Annotated in this window: 15 protein-coding genes, 1 other RNA gene and 1 pseudogene; 9 read left to right on the top strand and 8 right to left on the bottom strand. The window is 41.8% G+C overall.

All coding sequences use genetic code 11. The features are described 5' to 3' along the window. Positions 1–8 precede the first annotated feature (8 nt). Positions 9–2,204 (bottom strand): flagellar biosynthesis protein FlhA, encoded by a 2,196-nt coding sequence (gene flhA, locus OO773_RS05880; RefSeq protein ID WP_006564842.1) that lies wholly within the window; start codon positions 2,202–2,204, stop codon positions 9–11. 113 nt (positions 2,205–2,317) lie between these two features. Between flhA and rpsO the strand changes: the two genes are divergently transcribed. Both rpsO and OO773_RS05870 read left to right on the top strand, forming a co-directional pair. After that, positions 2,318–2,590 carry a 30S ribosomal protein S15 gene (rpsO, locus tag OO773_RS05875; RefSeq protein WP_034376968.1) on the top strand — a complete coding sequence of 91 codons (273 nt, stop codon included), beginning with the start codon at positions 2,318–2,320 and terminating at the stop codon, positions 2,588–2,590. 77 nt (positions 2,591–2,667) lie between these two features. Beyond that, complete coding sequence (locus tag OO773_RS05870; RefSeq protein ID WP_006565330.1) at positions 2,668–3,864, top strand: O-antigen ligase family protein; 1,197 nt, start codon at positions 2,668–2,670, stop codon at positions 3,862–3,864. On the opposite strand, the gene OO773_RS05865 is transcribed toward OO773_RS05870, so the two are convergent. From OO773_RS05865 to OO773_RS05855, 3 genes are read right to left on the bottom strand one after another with little or no spacing between them, the layout of a single operon-like run. Then, positions 3,826–4,554: a fumarate reductase iron-sulfur subunit gene (locus tag OO773_RS05865; RefSeq protein WP_006564839.1), complete on the bottom strand. Its 729-nt coding sequence runs from the start codon at positions 4,552–4,554 to the stop codon at positions 3,826–3,828. The genes OO773_RS05870 and OO773_RS05865 overlap by 39 nt on opposite strands. Beyond that, positions 4,551–6,536: a fumarate reductase flavoprotein subunit gene (locus OO773_RS05860; RefSeq protein ID WP_006564838.1), complete on the bottom strand. Its 1,986-nt coding sequence runs from the start codon at positions 6,534–6,536 to the stop codon at positions 4,551–4,553. The genes OO773_RS05865 and OO773_RS05860 overlap by 4 nt, the downstream gene beginning before the upstream one ends. A 12-nt stretch (positions 6,537–6,548) precedes the next feature. Next, the gene (locus OO773_RS05855) at positions 6,549–7,316 is read right to left on the bottom strand and encodes a fumarate reductase cytochrome b subunit (RefSeq protein WP_006564837.1); all 768 of its coding nucleotides are present in this window, start codon (positions 7,314–7,316) and stop codon (positions 6,549–6,551) included. 119 nt (positions 7,317–7,435) lie between these two features. Here OO773_RS05855 and OO773_RS05850 point away from each other — a divergent pair, with 119 nt between their 5' ends. The 7 genes from OO773_RS05850 to OO773_RS05820 all read left to right on the top strand — a co-directional run bounded on the left by OO773_RS05850 (position 7,436) and on the right by OO773_RS05820 (position 13,533). Continuing rightward, positions 7,436–8,164: a triose-phosphate isomerase gene (locus OO773_RS05850; RefSeq protein WP_006564836.1), complete on the top strand. Its 729-nt coding sequence runs from the start codon at positions 7,436–7,438 to the stop codon at positions 8,162–8,164. Beyond that, positions 8,161–9,177, top strand: coding sequence for a UDP-3-O-(3-hydroxymyristoyl)glucosamine N-acyltransferase (gene lpxD, locus OO773_RS05845; protein ID WP_006564835.1), 1,017 nt, complete (start codon positions 8,161–8,163; stop codon positions 9,175–9,177). The genes OO773_RS05850 and lpxD overlap by 4 nt, the downstream gene beginning before the upstream one ends. After that, positions 9,177–10,433, top strand: a complete 1,257-nt coding sequence (locus tag OO773_RS05840; RefSeq protein WP_034377074.1) for an MFS transporter — start codon at positions 9,177–9,179, stop codon at positions 10,431–10,433. The genes lpxD and OO773_RS05840 overlap by 1 nt, the downstream gene beginning before the upstream one ends. 23 nt (positions 10,434–10,456) lie before the next feature. Further along, a complete protein-coding gene (locus tag OO773_RS05835; RefSeq protein WP_006564833.1) occupies positions 10,457–11,998 on the top strand; it encodes a phospholipase D family protein in 1,542 nt (513 codons plus the stop codon). 38 nt (positions 11,999–12,036) lie between these two features. Further along, positions 12,037–12,359, top strand: an RNA gene (rnpB, locus tag OO773_RS05830) — RNase P RNA component class A. Then, complete coding sequence (rsmH, locus tag OO773_RS05825; RefSeq protein WP_034377077.1) at positions 12,350–13,228, top strand: 16S rRNA (cytosine(1402)-N(4))-methyltransferase RsmH; 879 nt, start codon at positions 12,350–12,352, stop codon at positions 13,226–13,228. Before rnpB ends, rsmH begins: the two co-directional genes overlap by 10 nt. Before the next feature lie 2 nt (positions 13,229–13,230). Continuing rightward, the gene (locus OO773_RS05820; protein WP_006564831.1) at positions 13,231–13,533 is read left to right on the top strand and encodes a hypothetical protein; all 303 of its coding nucleotides are present in this window, start codon (positions 13,231–13,233) and stop codon (positions 13,531–13,533) included. On the opposite strand, the gene OO773_RS05815 is transcribed toward OO773_RS05820, so the two are convergent. From OO773_RS05815 to OO773_RS05800, 4 genes and pseudogenes are all read right to left on the bottom strand, one after another. Next, the gene (locus OO773_RS05815; RefSeq protein ID WP_006564830.1) at positions 13,530–15,428 is read right to left on the bottom strand and encodes a 6-hydroxymethylpterin diphosphokinase MptE-like protein; all 1,899 of its coding nucleotides are present in this window, start codon (positions 15,426–15,428) and stop codon (positions 13,530–13,532) included. The two genes, OO773_RS05820 and OO773_RS05815, sit on opposite strands and share 4 nt — an antisense overlap. Beyond that, a pseudogene (locus OO773_RS05810) lies at positions 15,425–16,850 on the bottom strand (Do family serine endopeptidase). Before OO773_RS05810 ends, OO773_RS05815 begins: the two are co-directional and overlap by 4 nt. Before the next feature lie 57 nt (positions 16,851–16,907). After that, on the bottom strand, positions 16,908–18,290 hold the full coding sequence (locus OO773_RS05805) for an amino acid permease (RefSeq protein WP_231102873.1): 1,383 nt from the start codon (positions 18,288–18,290) through the stop codon (positions 16,908–16,910). Positions 18,291–18,456: 166 nt separating this feature from the next. Beyond that, positions 18,457–18,894, bottom strand: coding sequence for a CopD family copper resistance protein (locus OO773_RS05800; RefSeq protein ID WP_176485948.1), 438 nt, complete (start codon positions 18,892–18,894; stop codon positions 18,457–18,459). Positions 18,895–19,058: the final 164 nt, after the last annotated feature.

Genomic DNA, 19,058 nt, shown 5'->3' with positions numbered 1-19,058 from the left:
GCCATTCCTTAAAAGTTGATGTTAATTGTACCCAATACCTCATACTTAGCGTTGGTGTCTAATTCCGCGTGGCTAAGCACCACAATATCAATTTTAAATTGTTCCATTTTAGTTGAGAGCGGACGGCGCAACTCTGGATCAACAATTAAAATAACTGGGGCAATCCCGCGTTGTAAAATTTTCATCGATTCTGCTGAGACATTTTCTATTAATTGCTGCATCTCTGTTGCGTTTAAAAGCAAAAATTTCCCGGAGGGTTGATCTTTGAGTTTATTGAGTAAAAATTGTTCGGTAGCTGTACTTAAAGTGAGGAGTTTAAGCGTTCCATCTTCGGATTTAAAAATATTAGTGATCACGCGTGAAAGTCTAGCGCGCACCTGTTCGGTTAAAATGCCAATATCATTTTGCACACTCGGGGCAATATCGGTGATGGTTTCTAAAATGGTGAGCATGTCTTTAATCGGGATTTTTTCATGCAAGAGTTCTTGTAGGACAGATCGAATTACCCCTGTTGGGACTTTTTTAGCCTCCTCTACAATGGCCGGGTAGTCATTGCTTAAACGATCTAAAAGCGATTTAACCTCATCTTTGGTGATGAATTCCTCCGCGTAACTTTTAACCAGTTCGCTAGTGTGTGTGGCAATTACGGTAGAAGGATCGATAATGGTATAACCCTGAATGATCGCCTCCTCTTTATCTTTTGGCTCAATCCAAAGCGCATCCATTCCAAAGGCCGGCTCTTTAGTAGCAATGCCCTCTATTTGCTTACCCGCAAAACCTGTATTCATCGCTAGGAAACGATCGGGCATCACGCTCCCATCTCCGATTGTGATTCCTTTAAGTTTGATCTCATAGTGAGTAGGGGGGAGTTGTAAATTATCACGGATACGAATCTGAGGCATTAAAAAGCCATAATCGCTTGCAATTTTCTTTCTAATACCTCTAATGCGCTCAAGTAAATCCCCGCCCTGCTTGACATCGGCTAAAGAAATAAGCTGATAACCTAGCGCAAGCTCTAAAAATTCAATTTTAAGTACCTCATTAATGGCCTGCTCTTCTTCTTTTTTAATCTCTTCTGCACTCTTTTGGGTGCGGCTGGGGGCTTGATCAAGGGGGGTGGATTCTTTTGGCATTAAATCTATCCCTGTTTTTTTACCAAGCCACCTTTCAAACTTAGTAAAAAGATTGTCTTTACCCTCCCTTGAGATCAGCCATGCAATAAATAAAAACAAGCTCCCCACAAAGGCCATAGAAAAAGTAGGCAATCCGGGGATACTAGCAAAAAGCAAAAGCACGCAACCCACGATCACTAGAGTCTTGCTTTTATCGGTTAACTGGGTGATAAGCTTACTGGCAAAATTTTCTTCTTCATGCTGGGTGGTACGCGTGGCGACAATACCGGTTGCGGTGGCAATAATGAGGGCTGGAATCTGTCCTACTAGCCCATCGCCAATCGTTAAAATTGTAAAAGTAGAGGCGCTAAAACTCACACTCATATCTCTTTGAAACACCCCCACTAAAAAACCCCCGATGATATTAATCAGCGTGATGATAATGGAGGCAATCGCATCGCCTTTAACAAATTTGCTAGCTCCATCCATTGCGCCGTAAAAATCTGCCTCTTGTGTTAAGCTTGCGCGCCTTCTTTTTGCCTCTTCGCTATCAATTAACCCGGAGTTTAAATCCGCATCAATGGCCATTTGTTTACCCGGCATGGCATCTAGTGCAAAACGGGCGCGTACCTCTGTAACACGGGTTGAGCCGTTGGTAACAACTAAAAGATTAACTAGCACCAAAATACTAAAAATAATCGTGCCAATGACATAATTCCCGCTGACAGTAAATTCCCCAAAGGCGCTAATAATATCACTCACCGCACTAGGGCCTTTATACCCTTGCGTTAAAATCATGCGCGTGGTGGCGACATTAAGAGCAAGGCGATACAAAGTTACAATTAAAAGCAAAGTAGGGAAGGCACTAAAATCGGTAGGTTTGGTGATATAAAGCCCAATTAGGATAATAAGCACAGAGAGGGCAATAGAAATGGTGAGTAAAAAATCAAGTAAAAAAGGGGGCAGGGGCACGATGATGATGCCTAAAATAGCAATCACAAAAGCCACAACCGTTAAATCTTTAGACTGGGTGAGTTGTCTTAAGAAGGGAAAGGTTCTTTTAAGAATGCTCTTTTGCTTATTGCTAGCCACAGACTATCATCACCTCTAATTTTGAGAAATAAAAGCCTCATACTTAGCGTTGGTGTCTAATTCCGCGTGGCTAAGCACCACAATATCAATTTTAAATTGTTAAGGAGAAAGCTGTGGCTTTGAGTATGGAGAAAAAACAGGAAATCACTAAACGCTTTGCAAGACAGGAAAACGATACGGGTTCTTGTGAGGTACAAATCGCGCTTTTAAGCCAAAGAATTGCTGATTTAACTACGCATCTAAAAAGTAATCCCAAAGATCATTCCAGCCGTTTAGGGCTTTTAAAAATGGTGGGGCAACGCAAAAGTTTACTAAATTATTTAAAACGCACCCACCACGATCGCTACACTGATCTAACTAGCGCCTTAGGCATTAAAACCCGCTAGTAATGCAGCTATCCGCCTTTAATCGGGTAGCCACCCTCTTTTTTGCTCTCTTTTTCCTCACTTCCTTTAAAAAGCCAATGGCACAGATTTTATTGGTGCTTTTGGCCTTAACATCGTTGATTTATTATTTCAAATACAAACCCCCCTTAGCGTTGAATAAACCTCTTAAATGGCTTGTTGTTGCCCTTTTGCTTTCTTTCCTTTGCGTACTGCCTAACTTATTTGTACAAAGCGATCTACAAACTTGGCGCTATAATTTACGCGTACTCAACATGCCTTTAATCTATCTTTTAGGCGCAGTTATTCTTATTTGCTTGAGCGCAATCTCTTTGCAACTTAATTACAAACCTATTTTTTATAGCATGGCCTTTACTTGTGTAATCAATGGCGTTATTGCGCTGATTCAAAAAATAGGCTTAGCAATCGCGCGTACAGATGGATTTAGCACCATTGTAGGTTTTGCAACTCTGAGCTCTATTGCAATCTTGGGCTGTTATATTTATGCAATCTATTATGCTAGTAAAAATGAAAAAATCGCCTTTACTTTGGCCATGCTTTTAGGCTTTTTTGTACTGCTCTTTAGTGCCACTAGAAGCGCATGGATTGCCTTTGTCTGTACTTTTTTAATCCTCTCTATTTGTATTTTAACCCTGCAAAAATCCTTGCATGCCCTGCCCTATATGCTTGTTCTCACTTTCATGTTTACGGGTATGTTTTTTTGTAACCAAGTATTAGAAACCAAACATTTGATCCAAGCCCCAAGAGCAATTAGCCAATCTTTTAAACAAGATTTAGAGCTCTATGAGCATAAAAACCCCGATTCTAGTATTGGGGCACGGCTTGCGCGTTGGAGGGAGGCAATGGCTATTGTGCGCCTCTCACCCCTCTTTGGCATGAGTTTAAGTACCAAGTGCAAGCATTTAGAAGAAATTGTAAAACTAGCCCATTCCTACAGAAAAGCAAACACCATTGATTGTACCGAAAAATACGATAACCAGATTTTTAACACCCTTGCTCGCACGGGGTTTTTTGGACTAGGGGTGCTTTTGCTGCTTTGGGGGGTTATTTTTACTCTCTTTTGGCGCACCCTTAAAACCCACACCGCCACTTCTTTACTCATGCTTAGCATGCTTTGTTTTTATATTGTGCTAGGGATTGGCTTTGATCCCTTTTCTTTCTTTATTGAGGGCAGTTTTTTTGTAGGGCTAGTGGCATTGGGGGCTTTAGAGGTTAAATCAGCGGTTACGCCCGACTTTAGACATACGGTTGCGTAAATCGGCTAAAGTGCCTTGTAAGGGCAATTCTTTAGGGCAAGTGTCATGGCAACCAATCAAACTCATGCACCCAAAAACCCCATCATCATCGCCTACCAACTCGTAAAAATCATCATCGCTACGCTCATCATGCGAATCAAGCATAAAACGCACCGCGCGATTCATTCCTGCTGCCCCGATAAAATTAGGCCGCATTAATTTAGTCCCACAAGCTGCAATACAACACCCACACTCGATACAGCGATCAAGCTCAAAAACATTCTGCGCTTCATCTGGATCAATGCGCTCCTCTGGGCGGGTAATATCCACCTCTTTCTTATGGTGTGCCCAACTTTGTACGCGTGCATCCATTTGTGCAAACCATTCGCCTGTATTTACGCTTAAATCTTTAATGAGAGGAAAAGAGGGCATGGGCATAAGCGTAATTGTATCCTCGCTAAAATTAGAGGTTAAAGTCTTACAAGCCAGGCGTGGACGGCCATTAATCATCATCGCACAGCTCCCACAAATCCCCGCACGGCACACAAAATCAAAGCTCAAATCTGGATCCATCTTTTCGCGGATAATACCTAGCGCAATAAAAAGCGTCATAGAGGGGATTTCTTCAAGTTTATATTCTTTAAAATGGGGCTTAGACACCGCGCTTTGGGGGTCAAATTTTAAAACTCTAATGGTGATAGTGCGGCTCATGACTCTTCTCCTAGTCTGATATTTTTAGCTTTGTATTTTTCCTGCAACTCAAAGGGCATTAATGCCTCTTGTAAATCGTAGCGATTCCCTCCCTTAGCCTTGATCTCCTCTGTAATCTGAGCAATTTCTGCATCTCTTTTTTCTTTAAGAGGGTGGGGGATAAAATTACCCTTCGCGCCATATCCCCTAAAATCCGGACTAATTTCCATTTTCATAATGTCTAATGGCTCATACTCTAGTGTGGGCAAGGTTTGGTTAGGATCAGGCCAAGAGGCCAAAGTGCGGTTTAGCCAATTAGCATCATCTCTTTTAGGGTGATCAATTCGCGTATGCGCCCCGCGACTTTCGGTGCGATCTAACGCGCCTTTGGCAACACAAAGCGCGATTTTAAGCATTTTTTGGGTGCGATAAGTATCCTCCAACTCGGGGTTATTGTGTAGCTTTTTATTTTTCACTTGGATATTTTTAGAGCGTTTATAGAGATCTTCAAGTTCATTTAAAGCCTCCTCTAAAACTTTACCCTCTCTAAACACGCCCACTTTTTCATCCATGATTTCGCGCATGCGCTCTCTAATCACATACACATCTTCCTTACCCTCATTGTGTAACAAATGGTGTAAATAATCCTCGCTTGCGTGAATGAAATTTTCTACAATGTGGGTACTAATATCTAATTCCGCGCTTTTACAGTGTTGGGCAAAATAATCTCCGATGATCATTCCTGCTACCACAGCCTCACTTACTGAATTACCCCCCAGTCTGTTAAACCCGTGTAAATCCCAGCATGCCGCCTCGCCGGCACAAAAAAGCCCCTTAAGGTGGGTATGCCCCTTACAATCGGTGCGCAAACCCCCCATTGAATAGTGTTGCATGGGCTTAACAGGCACCCAACCCTTGCTCCCCTCATCAGCTGGATCGATTCCTGCAAAGGTTTTAGCAATGCCTTGCACATCGCGCAAGTTCTTTTCAATATGCGCACGCCCTAGAATGGAAATATCTAACCATAAATGTTCCCCATAAGGTGAAGGTACGCCTTTGCCTTTTTTAATATGCTCTAGCATGCGGCGACTCACCACATCACGGCTGGCTAACTCTTTTTTCTCTGGTTCATAATCAGGCATAAAACGGTAGCCATCTTTATCGCGCAAAACCCCCCCATCGCCTCTGCACCCCTCAGTCATCAAAATCCCACTTGGCACAAGCGCGGTAGGGTGAAATTGTACCGCCTCCATGTTACCTAGCTTAGCAATCCCTGTTTCTAAAGCGCTAGCTATCCCGGAGCCATCACAAATTACAGCGTTTGTGGTGTGTTTATAAACCCGTCCATATCCCCCTGTGGCTAGAAGTGTGCCTTTAGAGACATAGCCGGCTAACTCCCCAGTGATAAGATCGCGCACCACAGCGCCATAACATTTACCCCCATGGTGGATAAGCGCGATCACCTCTTTGCGATCTTCAATTTTAACATTATGATGCAAGGCTTCATTAGCTACAGTGTAAAGCATGGTATGCCCAGTTGCATCGGCAGTAAAACAAGTACGCCACTTTTTAGTCCCCCCAAAATCACGGCTCAAAATATAGCCGTGCCGATCCTCGCGCTCGGTAATGGTTACATGTTCGCCATTAATCACAGCCGGTCGATCGCCCTTTTTAATGCGAGTCCAAGGCACGCCCCAACTAGCTAACTCACGGATAGCCTTAGGTGCGGTGGTTACAAACATGCGCGCCACTTGTTGATCACACCCCCAGTCGCTCCCCTTGACTGTATCTAAAAAATGCAGATCCTCATTATCCCCCTCGCTCATTTTAGCATTGCCTAAGCTTGCCTGCATACCCCCTTGTGCGGCAGCTGAGTGGCTGCGTCTGACAGGTACTAAACTTAGCACCACCACATCTAAACCCACTTGACGGCAGGCAATACTGGCGCGCAAACCCGCTAAACCGCCCCCCACCACCAACGCATCGCAATAAACAATCTTCATTTCAAATCCTTTTTAGTCTTTATGGAGTTTTTCATCGGCCTGTTTAGCCTGTTGCATGGTTGTAATGCCCGCCTCTTTTCCGGCTATGCCTTTTTTGATATAAGCTGCGTAGGTGAGTAAGCCTAGCACGATGAAAAACACACTCATGCCCCATTTAATTTTGCGCAATTGTTCAATGCCTAAATCTTTAAACCACCCCCATTTAATAGCCAAACGGTAAAGCCCAATAGAGCCGTGTAACTCTACAGAGATGAGTAGAAAAATATAGAGCAACCAAAAATGCTGGGTTACAAAACGATAAGAGGAGGCATGCGGGCCAATGCTACTAGGCTGGGTGAGCATGACAAAAAGGTGGATACTAGCTAGAAAAAACATCGCAAAACCCGTTCCTGCTTGCACCATCCACAAACTTGTATCACCATGAGCCATGAGGTGTTTATGGGTTTTAAAAATTTGGTATTGGCGATAATTAATGGGGAATTTGCGCATGGCTAAAAACGCGTGGGCAACTAAAATCACAATCACCCCTGCTGCCACCACGCTTACAATTGCTGGCTCCCCTGCCTTGATTAAAAAACTCCCTTCGAAAAACTTAGTCACAGTTTCCATTGCCTTATCGCTAATTAAAATACTGCTCACTAAAAACATATGCGCGATCATAAAAAGCGCTAAAATAAGCCCGGTGGCGCTTTGTAAAAAATCTAGTTTGGCATAGATTCCGCTTTTTCTGCGTTCTGTACTAACCCCATAATACCCTTCAATGATTTCCTCTTGCTGCATGCCTGCCTCGTACTTTGTAAAAATTTTGCCCAAATAGTAGCGCATTTATGATATTTTTGAGTAAACTTTGAATTAGGATTTGTAGGTTAAGATGTTTGAGAAACTTTTTGGAGTGTGGTGTGAAGTATGTTTTGGCTAATTTAAAATCGTACGCGTTAGATGTTTTGCCCTATGTGAATTATTTAGAGCAAAATTTAGATTCTAGATTAGCCCCCTTTATCACGCTTTTTCCTCCCCTGCTTACACTAGAAAAATTTCGTTCCTCCCAACACTTCCAACTAGGCGTACAAAATGCCTACCCCGCTTTAGAGGGCGCTTTTACTGGAGAGATCACGCTAAAAGCCCTGCAGGATCAAAAAATAGAAACTGTTTTAATCGGGCATAGCGAGAGGCGCTTACTTTTAAAAGAAAGTTTAGAAATGTGCCGTGCTAAATTTGATTTTTATAAAGATCAAGGTTTTAGAATCGTCTTTTGTGTAGGGGAGTCTTTAGAGGTGCGCCAAAAAGGTTTAGAAACACTTTTAGAATTTTTAACCAACCAACTAGCCGGTATTGATGTGTCTTATCCTAAACTCATTTTAGCCTATGAGCCTATTTGGGCAATTGGCACAGGGGTTAGCGCGCAAATAAAAGAGATTGAGCAGACTTTAGAGCACCTTAAGGGAGTTTTAAAAAGCACGCAAGGCGTTACACCCTTTATTGTCTATGGCGGGAGTGTACAACTAAACAATGTAGAAGAAATCTTAAATATTCCCGCTGTAGATGGTGTGCTTGTTGGTAAAGCCTCTTTGAAAGCCAAAGACCTACTTGAAATAATAAAAATCAGTTCTACTAAGGAGTTTGCATGACCTTGCAACATTTGCTTAAAACCTATGGATTAGAAATCACCCTCCCTCTCAATTTTAAAGACTTTGAGGTAGAAGGGGTTGCGCCTTTAGAATCAGCCACGCAGCAGCATATTAGCTATGTAGATCAAAAATCCTATGTCAAAAAGCTTAAAGATACTAAGGCCGGGGCTGTTTTTATCCGCGCCGAGCATGCAAACAAAGTCCCCTCAATGAGCCAAGCCCTTATCGTAGAAAACCCCCACCTTGCCTTTGCCCTTATTTCAGATGCCTTTAAAGTAGAAATGTTTGCAAACCCACAAGCTAAGCACATCCCCAAACTAGGCGAGGGCGTGATCTTAATGCCACATGTTGTAGTGGGCGAAGGCGTAGAAATTGGTGATCACAGCGTGATCATGGCTAATGTAGTGATTGGCGATCATGTCAAAATTGGCGCGCATTGTAAGATTTATCCTAATGTTACTATCTATCAAAACACCACCATTGGCGATCATGTCTATATCCATGCTAATAGCGTGATTGGTAGCGACGGCTTTGGATATGCCCACACCAAAGAGGGCGCGCATGTTAAAATTGAGCATACCGGCTGTGTACGCATTGATAACTGGGTAGAAATTGGGGCTAGTACCACTATCGATCGCGCTGTCTTTGGCATCACCCATATTAAAGAAGGTGTTAAAATTGATAATCTTGTACAAGTGGGGCATAACTGCGTTTTAGGCGAACATTCTATTATTGTAGCGCAGGTGGGACTTTCAGGTTCTACGACTATGGGGCGCAATGTGGTTTTAGGCGGGCAAGTAGGCACAGGAGGGCATATGCACATTGGTGAGTTTAGCCAAATTGGGGGTAAGGGGGCTGTGGGTAAGGATTTACCCCCACATACCAATTATGCCGGAGCCATTCCAGCAATGGAGATTCACGAGTGGCATCACTTTTTAGCCACGCTGAGGCGTTTTGTGAAGGGGCAAAAACCTAGCCTGCTTGAGAAGGCTAGAGGGTTGTGGAGACGCTAATGCAAAATCTAAGCCGTGCCCAAAAAATTAGGTCTATCATCGCAGCAGCGAGTGGGAATTTAGTTGAATGGTTTGATTTTTATATTTATGCCTTTAGCGCTACTTATTTTGCCCATTCTTTTTCAGAATCGAGCAATCCTATTATCCAGCAAATCCAAGTCTTTGGGATTTTTGCTGCCGGTTTTTTTATCCGTCCTATAGGTTCTTGGCTCTTTGGATCGCTAGCTGATAGAATCGGGCGCAAAAAATCCATGATTTTGTCTGTGTGCTTAATGGCTGCCGGGTCTTTTCTCATCGCGGCTTTGCCTACTAAAGAAAAGGTGGGCGATTTGGCGATTTTACTTTTGTTATTAGCCCGCATGATTCAAGGCTTAAGCGTGGGTGGAGAATATGGCATTGTAGCCACTTATTTATCTGAACTAGGTTCTAAAGGCAAACGCGGGTTTTACTGTTCCTTTCAATATAGTACGCTAATTGGGGGGCAGTTTTTAGCGGTGGCTTCTATTGAACTGGTGTTATTATTTTTTAGTGTGGAGCAAATGGGGGCTTTTGCGTGGCGGATTCTTTTTGTACTGGGCGGACTCTTGGCTTTGGGGTCTTTGCTGGCACGGCGGGTAATGGATGAGAGTTCAAGCGATCTTGAAGAGCATAGCGATCGCGGGACTTTAAGAGGATTACTACCTTACTGGAATTTATGCCTCATTGTTTTTATTATTAGTGCAGGCGGATCTTTAGCCTTTTATACCATTACCACCTACGCTAAAACTTATTTAGAAAACGCGGGTATGGCTAAGCCTATTGTGAATCAAATTTTTATGGGGGCGCTCTTTGTTTTAATGGTTATCCAACCCCTCTTTGGCATCATAGGGGATAAGATCGGGCATAAAAACGCAATTTTAGTCTTTACCGTTCTAGCCTTCTTTGGTATTTATCCTCTCTTTAAACTCTTGCCTGTTTATGCGCACAATCCGGTTATGGCCTTTTCTATCGTGATTGCGCTCTTTTTGATTTTGAGTTTTTATACCTCTATTGCGGGCATTTTTAAAGCCTCGCTTTTTCCTGAGCATGTCCGCGCTTTAGGTACAGGTTTTAGTTTTGCTTTGGGTAATGCGCTGTGTGGGGGCTCAACTCCCTATGTAGCCTTGCAGTTTAAAAACGCCCACTTAGAAAATGGCTTTTTTGTGTATGTGGCGGTTTTAATGGTTCTTATGTTTATTGCGGCCATGTGTTTACCCAAAAAAGAGTTGCTGGATTAATAGGGGTAAAATAGGTTAGTTAGTTGTGGCGGTTTTTATGTATCTGTATAAGCCTTTTGTTAAGTGGCTGTCTCTCTCTTAGAACATTAAAAGAACCCTACAAAAGCTTAGAAACCTATGACCCTTTGCAAACTCCTTTAGGGCAGATTTATGCAAAAACTTTACAAAAAGATCCACTCAAAAGCTTAGGTTTTATTTTACAAGAAGGTGATAAAGCCCTTCTACAACGCATCGCGCTGATTCGTTTAGCTGTGCACAATATAGATATCCAAACTTATTTATATAAAAATGACATCTCTTCGCGGGTGATGATGTCTGAGCTTTATAAGGCAGCTAATAGAGGCGTGAAAGTGCGGCTACTCATTGATGATAATGGGCTAGATTCAGACATGTCAGATATTATTATGCTAAATACCCACCCTAATATTGATGTTAAAATCTTTAACCCCTATCATATCCGCAATAGAGGCCTGCGCTATTTTGAAATCATGGCCAATTACGATCAGATTGAAAAACGAATGCACAACAAAATCTTTATTGTGGATAATGTGGCTTTGGTTATTGGGGGGCGCAATATTGCAGATGTTTACTTTGATAATGATTTAGAAGAAAACTTTTTAGATACTGATGCGCTGTTTTTGGGGGCTGTGAGTTTGCAGGCTAAGAAAAGTTTTTTAGACTACTGGAATTTTAAAGATGCTGTCCCTGCTAACCTGCTACCAAGCCATGCCAAGTTAAAAAAATACGCCAAAAACTACAGCCACAGCCTCTCTAAATTGCTTTTAGGCGAGCAAAATAGCTATGATGAGCAGGTAGAGGCCTTTATAGAAAAACTCATTCATAAGAGAAATAAAGCTTATGAGGGTCAAGCCTCTTTTATTGCCGATAGCCCTTTTAAAATCCATGATCTTAAACCCCACTCGCCCATTAATCAAGCCCTCCAAGATATTCTCAAACACACCACTAATTCTTTATACATCGCCTCCTCCTATCTTATCCCCGGCCCCACTCTTCTTAAACTTTTAACAGAAAAGCTTGATCAAGGCCTAGAGGTAAATATCTTAACTAACTCGCTGGCCTCTACAGATGCTATTGTGGTTTATGGGGCGTGGGAACGATATGCTAAAAAACTGGTTAAGGCAGGGGCTAATGTTTATGAGATTAAGAGTGATTTTTTCCACTATGTTAAATACACCCGCAGGGGGCTTAAATCTAAGATCAAAGGCCGTTTAAAAAATTCTTTGCATAGCAAGACTTTAATTTTTGATGGGCAAAAAACTTGGATAGGCAGTTTTAATCTAGATGCGCGCTCGGCTAATATCAATACCGAATCGGTGGTGGTGTTTGACAATGGCGATTTTGCTACCTATTTACAGCAGCGCATGCAAGATCAAATGCGCGCTAGTTGGCATTTGCTTTTAGAAAAACATGCCTTGCATTCGCGCTTAGCGTGGGAGGGGGTGGAGGATGGGCAGGTGGTGCGCCATATCAAGCCTCCGGACACTTCGCCTTTTTTGCGCTTTATTAAAAATTGGTCTAAAATTTTGCCAGAAAGTGAATTATAATGCTTGTTTTCTAAGAAATTTTACTTTATAATGCGCCCTTGCATGGGCGGTGGTTGCTTTGGGTCAAACCAAAGAGGAAAGTCCGAGCTACTCAAGACAGGATTCCATTTAACGGATGGCTAGCGTAAGCTAAGGGAAAGTGCCACAGAAAAGAACCGCTCTTTTTAGAGTAAGGGTGAAAAGGTGGGGTAAGAGCCCACCGCACTCCAAGTAATTGGGGCTGGCTTAGGTAAACCCAATCCGTAGCAAGAAGTGCATGGTAGAGTCTTAAATGCGGCACTTCGCAAGAGGTGGGTTGTAAAACCCATCCACAGATAAATAACCACCCACGACAGAACTCGGCTTATGCCCATGCAACCCATAAAAGGAAAGTTTCTGCACCAAAGTGTTTTATTAGAAGAAGTTGTTGCTATTTTCCAAGAAGTGATTCAATCCCATTCAGAGCCTGTTTTGATAGATTGCACCTTAGGTTTAGGCGGGCATACCCTAGCCTTACTTCAAACTTATCCAAATCTGCGCGTTGTTGGCATAGAAAGAGATAAAGAGGCTAGTGAGCAAGCCTTAGAAAAGCTTACACCCTTTGCACATCGTTTTTCTTTTAAAAGCGGGAATTTTGCAACTATTCTACCCTCTCTTTTAAAGGAAAATCGTATTTGTGGGGTTTTAGCAGATTTGGGGGTGAGTTCTTTACAATTAGATCATTTAGATCGTGGCTTTAGTTTTAACGCCCCCACTTTAGATATGCGCATGGATATAGATCAGAGTTTAGATGCCTCTAAAGTGATTAATACCTATAGCGCCTATGCCCTAGAAAAGATTTTACAAGCAGGAGAGGTATATGCGCCTAAGAAAATGGCTAACTTGATTGTACAAAATAGACCCTTTTATAGCGCCAAAGACTTTGCAGATTTTATAAGCCAGCATAGCCGCCATAGCAAGCACCACCCTGCTACCTTGATCTTTCAGGCTATTAGAATGGAAGTGAACTCAGAAATGCACAATTTAGATCAGCTTTTAGAGTGTGTGCAAAGTTTAAAGGAGGCGATTGTATGCATTATCTCTTTCCACTCTTTAGAGGATAGAAAAGTCAAGCACGCCTTTAAAGAGTGGGCGCAAAACAGGGGGGTATTGCTCTTTAAAAAGCCCATCATTCCTAGCAAAAAGGCGATACAAGAGAATAGGCGTGCCCGTAGTGCTAAAATGCGCGCGTTTTATTTCAAAGGGGCTTAAGGGTGATTGAAGAGACAGAGGAGAGGCGTCTTAGAACTAGTAATAAAGAGCGGGAGGCTTTGATTGCACAGGAAAAGGAGCAACAAGGACTCTCCCCTGCCTCTTTAGCGGTAGTTTTGGGCATGTTATTTATTGCTTTGATTCTTTTTACCCCTAAAATTTATTTAACCAATAACATTTATTACACTAGTCGCGTGATTCAAAAGTTATCTAGCCAAAAAGAATTACTTCAAGAGGAAAAACACCGCCTTGAGCTTGAGTTAGAAAAACAGCGCTACAAATACAATATTGAAAACATGCCCTAGATTTTGCTTTTGTGTTGCAAAACTTGCCAGCGGTAGCGCCCTATCATTTTCTCTAAAGTGGATAATAGAATTTCTTTAGCCTGTGCATAAAAACTAGGGATGTCGCTTTGTTTGAGGTGTAAAGAAGAGACAAGCATGTGTAAACATATGTGCGACAAAGAGCCCTCTAACAGAATACCGGCTAAAGGTTCTTCTTGGATACTTTTTACACTCAGAGTACTGATACAATCTATTAAGTGATACAAGTCTTTTTTACTTGTAATAGAGGTTTGTAAGAGAGCCTTTAGTTTTGCTTGAAAAGTTTCTAGGGGAGTTATGCAAAGAGTGGGGGATTGACTCTTTTTAAAGGCTTGTTTGATGTGCCGGATAGCTTTGGATTTTTGATAAGGCTTAAAATGTAAATCTTGTGGGCGGGTGGGGATTGTGTGTTTGATAAAAGCCCCGCTAGAAAGATTATAGACTCGTGTTTTTTGTTTGGCAAATAGCGCAGACATTTGCATTTGAGAGAGTAAAAATAACCCATCGCTAAATACCCTTGTGTCTTTAAAGTTAGAAGGCACTTCTAGGGTATCAGGGGGGATAGAAGGTTTTTCAACCCCATAATAAGAGCCTTTGGCGTGTTTACTCTGTCCTTCTATATAACCACAATCTAACCCGCATAAAATTAAAGTAGAACTAAATAGGCTAGCTAGCGCTACCCCAGCATTGCCTACAAAGGGCGCGCTATATTCTACGCTTAAATGAGGCCAAATATACCCGCTAGCGCTCCCTCCACGCATGAACATATAAGATTCTTTGGCTAATTTGAACGCTTCTGGATTGATCATATTAGCACACATCAAAGGGGTATTGCCTAAGGGAGCGTTTAATAACACTTCTTTTAAGTAACCGATGCGTTCAATTTCAACTTGAAAATCTACCAAAATCCCATGCGATTTAAGTACCTTAAGCGCTGTACCGCAACTAAAGATCACCATTTCTTTAGCATGCTCTTTTAAAAAGGGGAGTAGATTATTTAAACTAGGCCCATTACCCACAACACAAATAGGCATTTCTATGCGTTTAATTTTTTTGGGATGGAGTAAAGAAGGGTTGAACTTGAAATTTTCTAAAGTGTTGTTTAAACCTAACATCTCGTCTTCAAAGCTACCCCAACCCCTTAAGGCGCTTTTTTTAGCCATGTTAAAGCGGTGGGCTATTTCTTGGCTTATCTCATCTTTGTAGGGGTCAAATTCCAAATGTAAAAAACTATGCGTGATTTTTTTATGGGTAAAAATATGCTGGAACAGATTAACATTGAGCTTTTCAAGGCTAATCACACAGCTATTTGGGGGGGTTGTGTTAAATAAATGCCTATAATTGATAAAGTAACAGCTAATACGCAGTAAATCTATATGCTCTTCAAAAAGATAAAGCGCGTGGAAAAAAGCCCCCTGTTCTAACAATAAAGCCAAAAATAGCCCTCCAGCTAGCCCATAAATGGCCGTAGGCGGGTAAAAATTTTTTCCTAAATGGTATTCTTGGCTACAAGGATAGGTACTAACCGTTTCAATTAAGGCGTAGCAGGCCTGAGTGGTTAAAGAAAGCGTGCTTGAGCCTAAACTCACCCCATTATCATGGAGTTGCCATTTTGGGTTATTTAAAATATGCTGTGCCCAGTCTTTTGAGATGGCTAACATCTGGTGCTCGCCCCCTAAACAAGGGAAGAGTAAAGTACCACTTGTGAGATTAAGAATATTAACCCCACCCGCATCATAGAGGAGATTATAAAGAGTGGGTGGGGGTAAAAGTTTGGCGTAAAGCTCGGGCAAATGCGCTTTAAAGAAGGTTAAATTATCTCTAAAACACGCCCCTATTTTTTCTTCAGAAATCCCCTCCTGAGTTAAAACACTCACTTAGCCACAATTTGTTTATAGCCTCTATTTGGATCAAAGACTAAGAAGCGTTTGGTTATATTTCTATAGCGTGTGAGCGCACGGTTGAAGTCCTCAATATTTCTAATGCTGACATTTTCAATTTGCATGATCACATCTCCTTGTCTAAAGCCTAATTCTTGGGCTTTAGAATTATCCTTGACATCTTGGATAAACACGCCATGGATATTTTCAGGAATGTGCGCTTCTTTGCGTAATCTAGGTGTGAGGGTTTCAACTTTAATGCCGCTTAATTGGCCATTTACGCCCTCATGGGTTGTACTGGTTTCTCTTCTATTGGGATTTTTGCGTTCAGCTAATACAAGGCTTGTCGTGTACTCTCTTTTGTTGCGTATGTATTTAATGGTGATGTGTTGGTTAGGTGCAAGAGAGCCAATGAGATTGCGCAATTCAGCCGCATTTTTAACCCTTTTGCCATTTACCTCAATGATCAAATCCCAGATCATCAAGCCCGCTTTTTTAGCCGGTGAGTCTTTTTCAATGCTAATCACAACAGCCCCCTCTTTACCGTTATAGCTATCTTGTAATTCGCTACTCACATCTTGAATCCCTACACCCAAATAACCTCTATGAATCGTACCGGTTCTAATAAGCTGGGTTGCAATGTGTTTAACCGTGTTAGAAGGAATAGCAAAACCTACGCCGTGATTACCCCCTGTGCGAGATAAAATAGCGGTATTAATGCCCACCAATCCCCCGCGACTATCAATCAAAGCTCCGCCGGAATTACCCGGATTAATCGCCGCATCGGTTTGGATAAAGTTTTCATAATTATTAATCCCAATTCCGGTTTTGTTTAAAGCTGAGACAATGCCTTGAGTTACGGTTTCACCCACCCCAAAAGGATTACCAATAGCAAAAACTAAATCCCCTACTAAAGTTGTACTGCTATCTGAAAACTGGATCACAGGTAGGTTTTCTTTATTGATTTTAATGACGGCCAAATCGCTATCTGCATCTGTACCCACTAAAGTAGCGGAATATTCTTTATTGCTCCCCGGGATAGTTACAGAGATTTTATCAGCCCCATCAATGACATGGTTATTAGTAACAATGTAGCCATTTTTAGAAATGACCACCCCACTTCCTAAAGCCCTTTCTATGCGATCTTTAGGGATAGCGTTGTATAAATCCCCAAAGAATTGCTGGAAGAAAGGATCGTTAAACATTCCCCCACCCATGAAATTGCTCTTGATTTTCTTTTGGGTAGAAATATTTACAACAGCCTTAGTTGCCTCTTTTACAGAATCGTGGTAAGAATAGATAGTACTATTCCCACTATCTGCACCTACGCGCTTTTGTACCCGGTGGCATGTTTTGGATATTAATCGTAGCAGCCCCTAGTGCTACGGCTAGTGCTGTACTTAACGCCATAAACCTCATCAAACATCCTTTAAATTGTTTTTACACACAAACCGCCCCAGTATAGCTAAACTTTGTTTAATCTAGCCCCATTTGAGGGCAATACCCCCATCTATTCTTGGTTGCATAATAGGCAATATAGCAGAAAAACACATAGATTAAAGTCGCATAAGCCCCAATGCGCTGTTCAGGGTCTATGTAAGCCCCAATCACCCCCACAACACACCCGCTAATCCCTACAAATTGAATCAAAGGTAAAAATGGAGCGCGGTAGGGTAAATCGTTTAAAGATTTGCCTGAGGCGATGAATTGTTTGCGGAAATTATACTGCGCTATACTCACACTAATCCAGACGATAATAACGGTAAAACTAATAAGATTAATAAGGGCTTCAATGATTTTCTCGGGTGCATAAATTTTAGTGAGCATGCCCAGACAAGTAAATGCCATAGAAAGATAAACCGCATAAACAGGCGTCCCTTTGTTATTGAGTTTAGCAAAAAGAGGGAAAAACATCTTTTTTTGGGCTAAACCATAAATCATGCGGCTAGAGGCATAAACACCGGAGTTAGCCGTAGAGAGAATAGCAGTAATGATGACAAAATTCATAATATCTGCTGCATAGGGAATACCCGTACCTAAAAATGGCAAAGGGATACGCTCTAGTGTGCTAACAAAGGGGCTTTGTGAAATACTTGAATTAGTCATGGGTAAAAAAACAGAAATGATAAAAACAGAGCCTAGAAAGAAAAAGACAATGCGCCATAATGTGGCTTTAATTGCCTTTGGCATCACAGAACTTGGATCTTTGGTTTCGCCCACAGCTACGCCAATAATTTCTGTGCCTGTATAAGCAAAGATCACGGCTAAAACAACCCCAAAAATGGCATAACTCCCCTTAGGGAAAAATCCGGGGCTGAGGTGGTGGATGGAATCGGCACTGAAATAAAAATTATGTAAAACACTGCCTAAACCATGCAAATACACTTGGTATAAAATCCCAATCACGCCTAAAACAATAAAAATAAAGACAGCTAAAACTTTAATAGAGGCTAAAAAAAACTCCCCTTCAGCAAAAATACGCACAGATAAAGAATTCAGTACAAAGATGAGTACAAAGCAAGCACTTACCCAGTAATAAACAGGGACATGGGGAAACCATCTTTGCATTAAAAACCCCACTGCGATATATTCCACAGCTACAGAGATGATCCAGCCCACCCAATACACCCAAAACACCATGTAGCCTGTTGCGGGTCCAATAAAACGACTCGCATAATCCCCAAAACTTCCGGTTGAAGGGTAGACACTGGCTAACTCCCCTAAAGATAAAACAATGGAGTAGACAATCACACCCCCTATTAAATAGGCAATCAAAGTCCCCAAGGGTCCAGCATTAGCAATATTGCCCCCTGTCCCTACAAATAAACCCGTTCCAATCGTCCCGCCCAAGGCAATCATGAGTAATTGCCGTAGTTTAATATCGCGTTTTAATGTTTCATTTTCCACAAGTTTCCTTTCACCCTCTCCTCTCACACCGCCACTAAAACCACTTAAATACAGCGCCTCAAAAATGTGTGAATGGAAAGTTTAAGATACAAGGGGAAAGTTATGTCAGTAAAACGCATCAAACAAACCACATGAGTTTAGCACAAATGATAATCAAAGCGCCTAGAGTTAAAACCGCCGGATGGATAACTGAGCCTAAAGGATTGGGCTTACCTAGAAATTTACAAGTAAGGGCAGTGCCTACCATTGCAAAAATTAAACAAGCTAAAAAGATTTTAAGCATCAGAAGTTTTTGAAAAGGAGTGCTAAAAAATCCCTTATCCCCGCCCATATACTGGCTTACCATCATACCCCCTGTTATTAAGAGTAACAGCACACAAAGAGGCATGATTTTAATGGCTCTCTGACTAATGCCTTGAGAGGCCTTTTGTGCAATCTCCTCGCCAAAAAGCCGTTTAACATTGGGGAAAATCACCACATCAAAAAACAAATAGCCAATAAAAATAATGGCACAAATCAAATGGACGATCAAGACATAAGGATAGATAGCAGCCATCAATCACCCCTAAAACAAGATCAAATCTATTTACAACAGCCTTAGTTGCCTCTTTTACAGAATCCCCAAGAATGGAGATTTTTACAGAGGAACAAAGGCTTTTGTCAAATTAGCAAATGCTAGGCATAAATTTTAAACAAACACCCTAATCATATGCTACCACC

Origin of the sequence: Helicobacter suis HS1, from assembly GCF_026000295.1 — a bacterium.
GTDB lineage: Bacteria > Campylobacterota > Campylobacteria > Campylobacterales > Helicobacteraceae > Helicobacter > Helicobacter suis.
Note: the sequence above shows the minus strand (reverse complement) of the source record. Positions and strands in the feature narration are given on the sequence as shown.

Bases quoted from the DNA above. Each gene is read 5' to 3' on its own strand.
- OO773_RS05870 (WP_006565330.1), top strand. From the start codon at position 2,668: ATGGCACAGATTTTATTGGTGCTTTTGGCCTTAACATCGTTGATTTAT.
- OO773_RS05865 (WP_006564839.1), bottom strand. From the start codon at position 4,554: ATGAGCCGCACTATCACCATTAGAGTTTTAAAATTTGACCCCCAAAGC.
- OO773_RS05860 (WP_006564838.1), bottom strand. From the start codon at position 6,536: ATGAAGATTGTTTATTGCGATGCGTTGGTGGTGGGGGGCGGTTTAGCG.
- OO773_RS05855 (WP_006564837.1), bottom strand. From the start codon at position 7,316: ATGCAGCAAGAGGAAATCATTGAAGGGTATTATGGGGTTAGTACAGAA.
- lpxD (WP_006564835.1), top strand. From the start codon at position 8,161: ATGACCTTGCAACATTTGCTTAAAACCTATGGATTAGAAATCACCCTC.
- OO773_RS05840 (WP_034377074.1), top strand. From the start codon at position 9,177: ATGCAAAATCTAAGCCGTGCCCAAAAAATTAGGTCTATCATCGCAGCA.
- rsmH (WP_034377077.1), top strand. From the start codon at position 12,350: ATGCAACCCATAAAAGGAAAGTTTCTGCACCAAAGTGTTTTATTAGAA.
- OO773_RS05805 (WP_231102873.1), bottom strand. From the start codon at position 18,290: ATGATTGCCTTGGGCGGGACGATTGGAACGGGTTTATTTGTAGGGACA.
- OO773_RS05800 (WP_176485948.1), bottom strand. From the start codon at position 18,894: ATGGCTGCTATCTATCCTTATGTCTTGATCGTCCATTTGATTTGTGCC.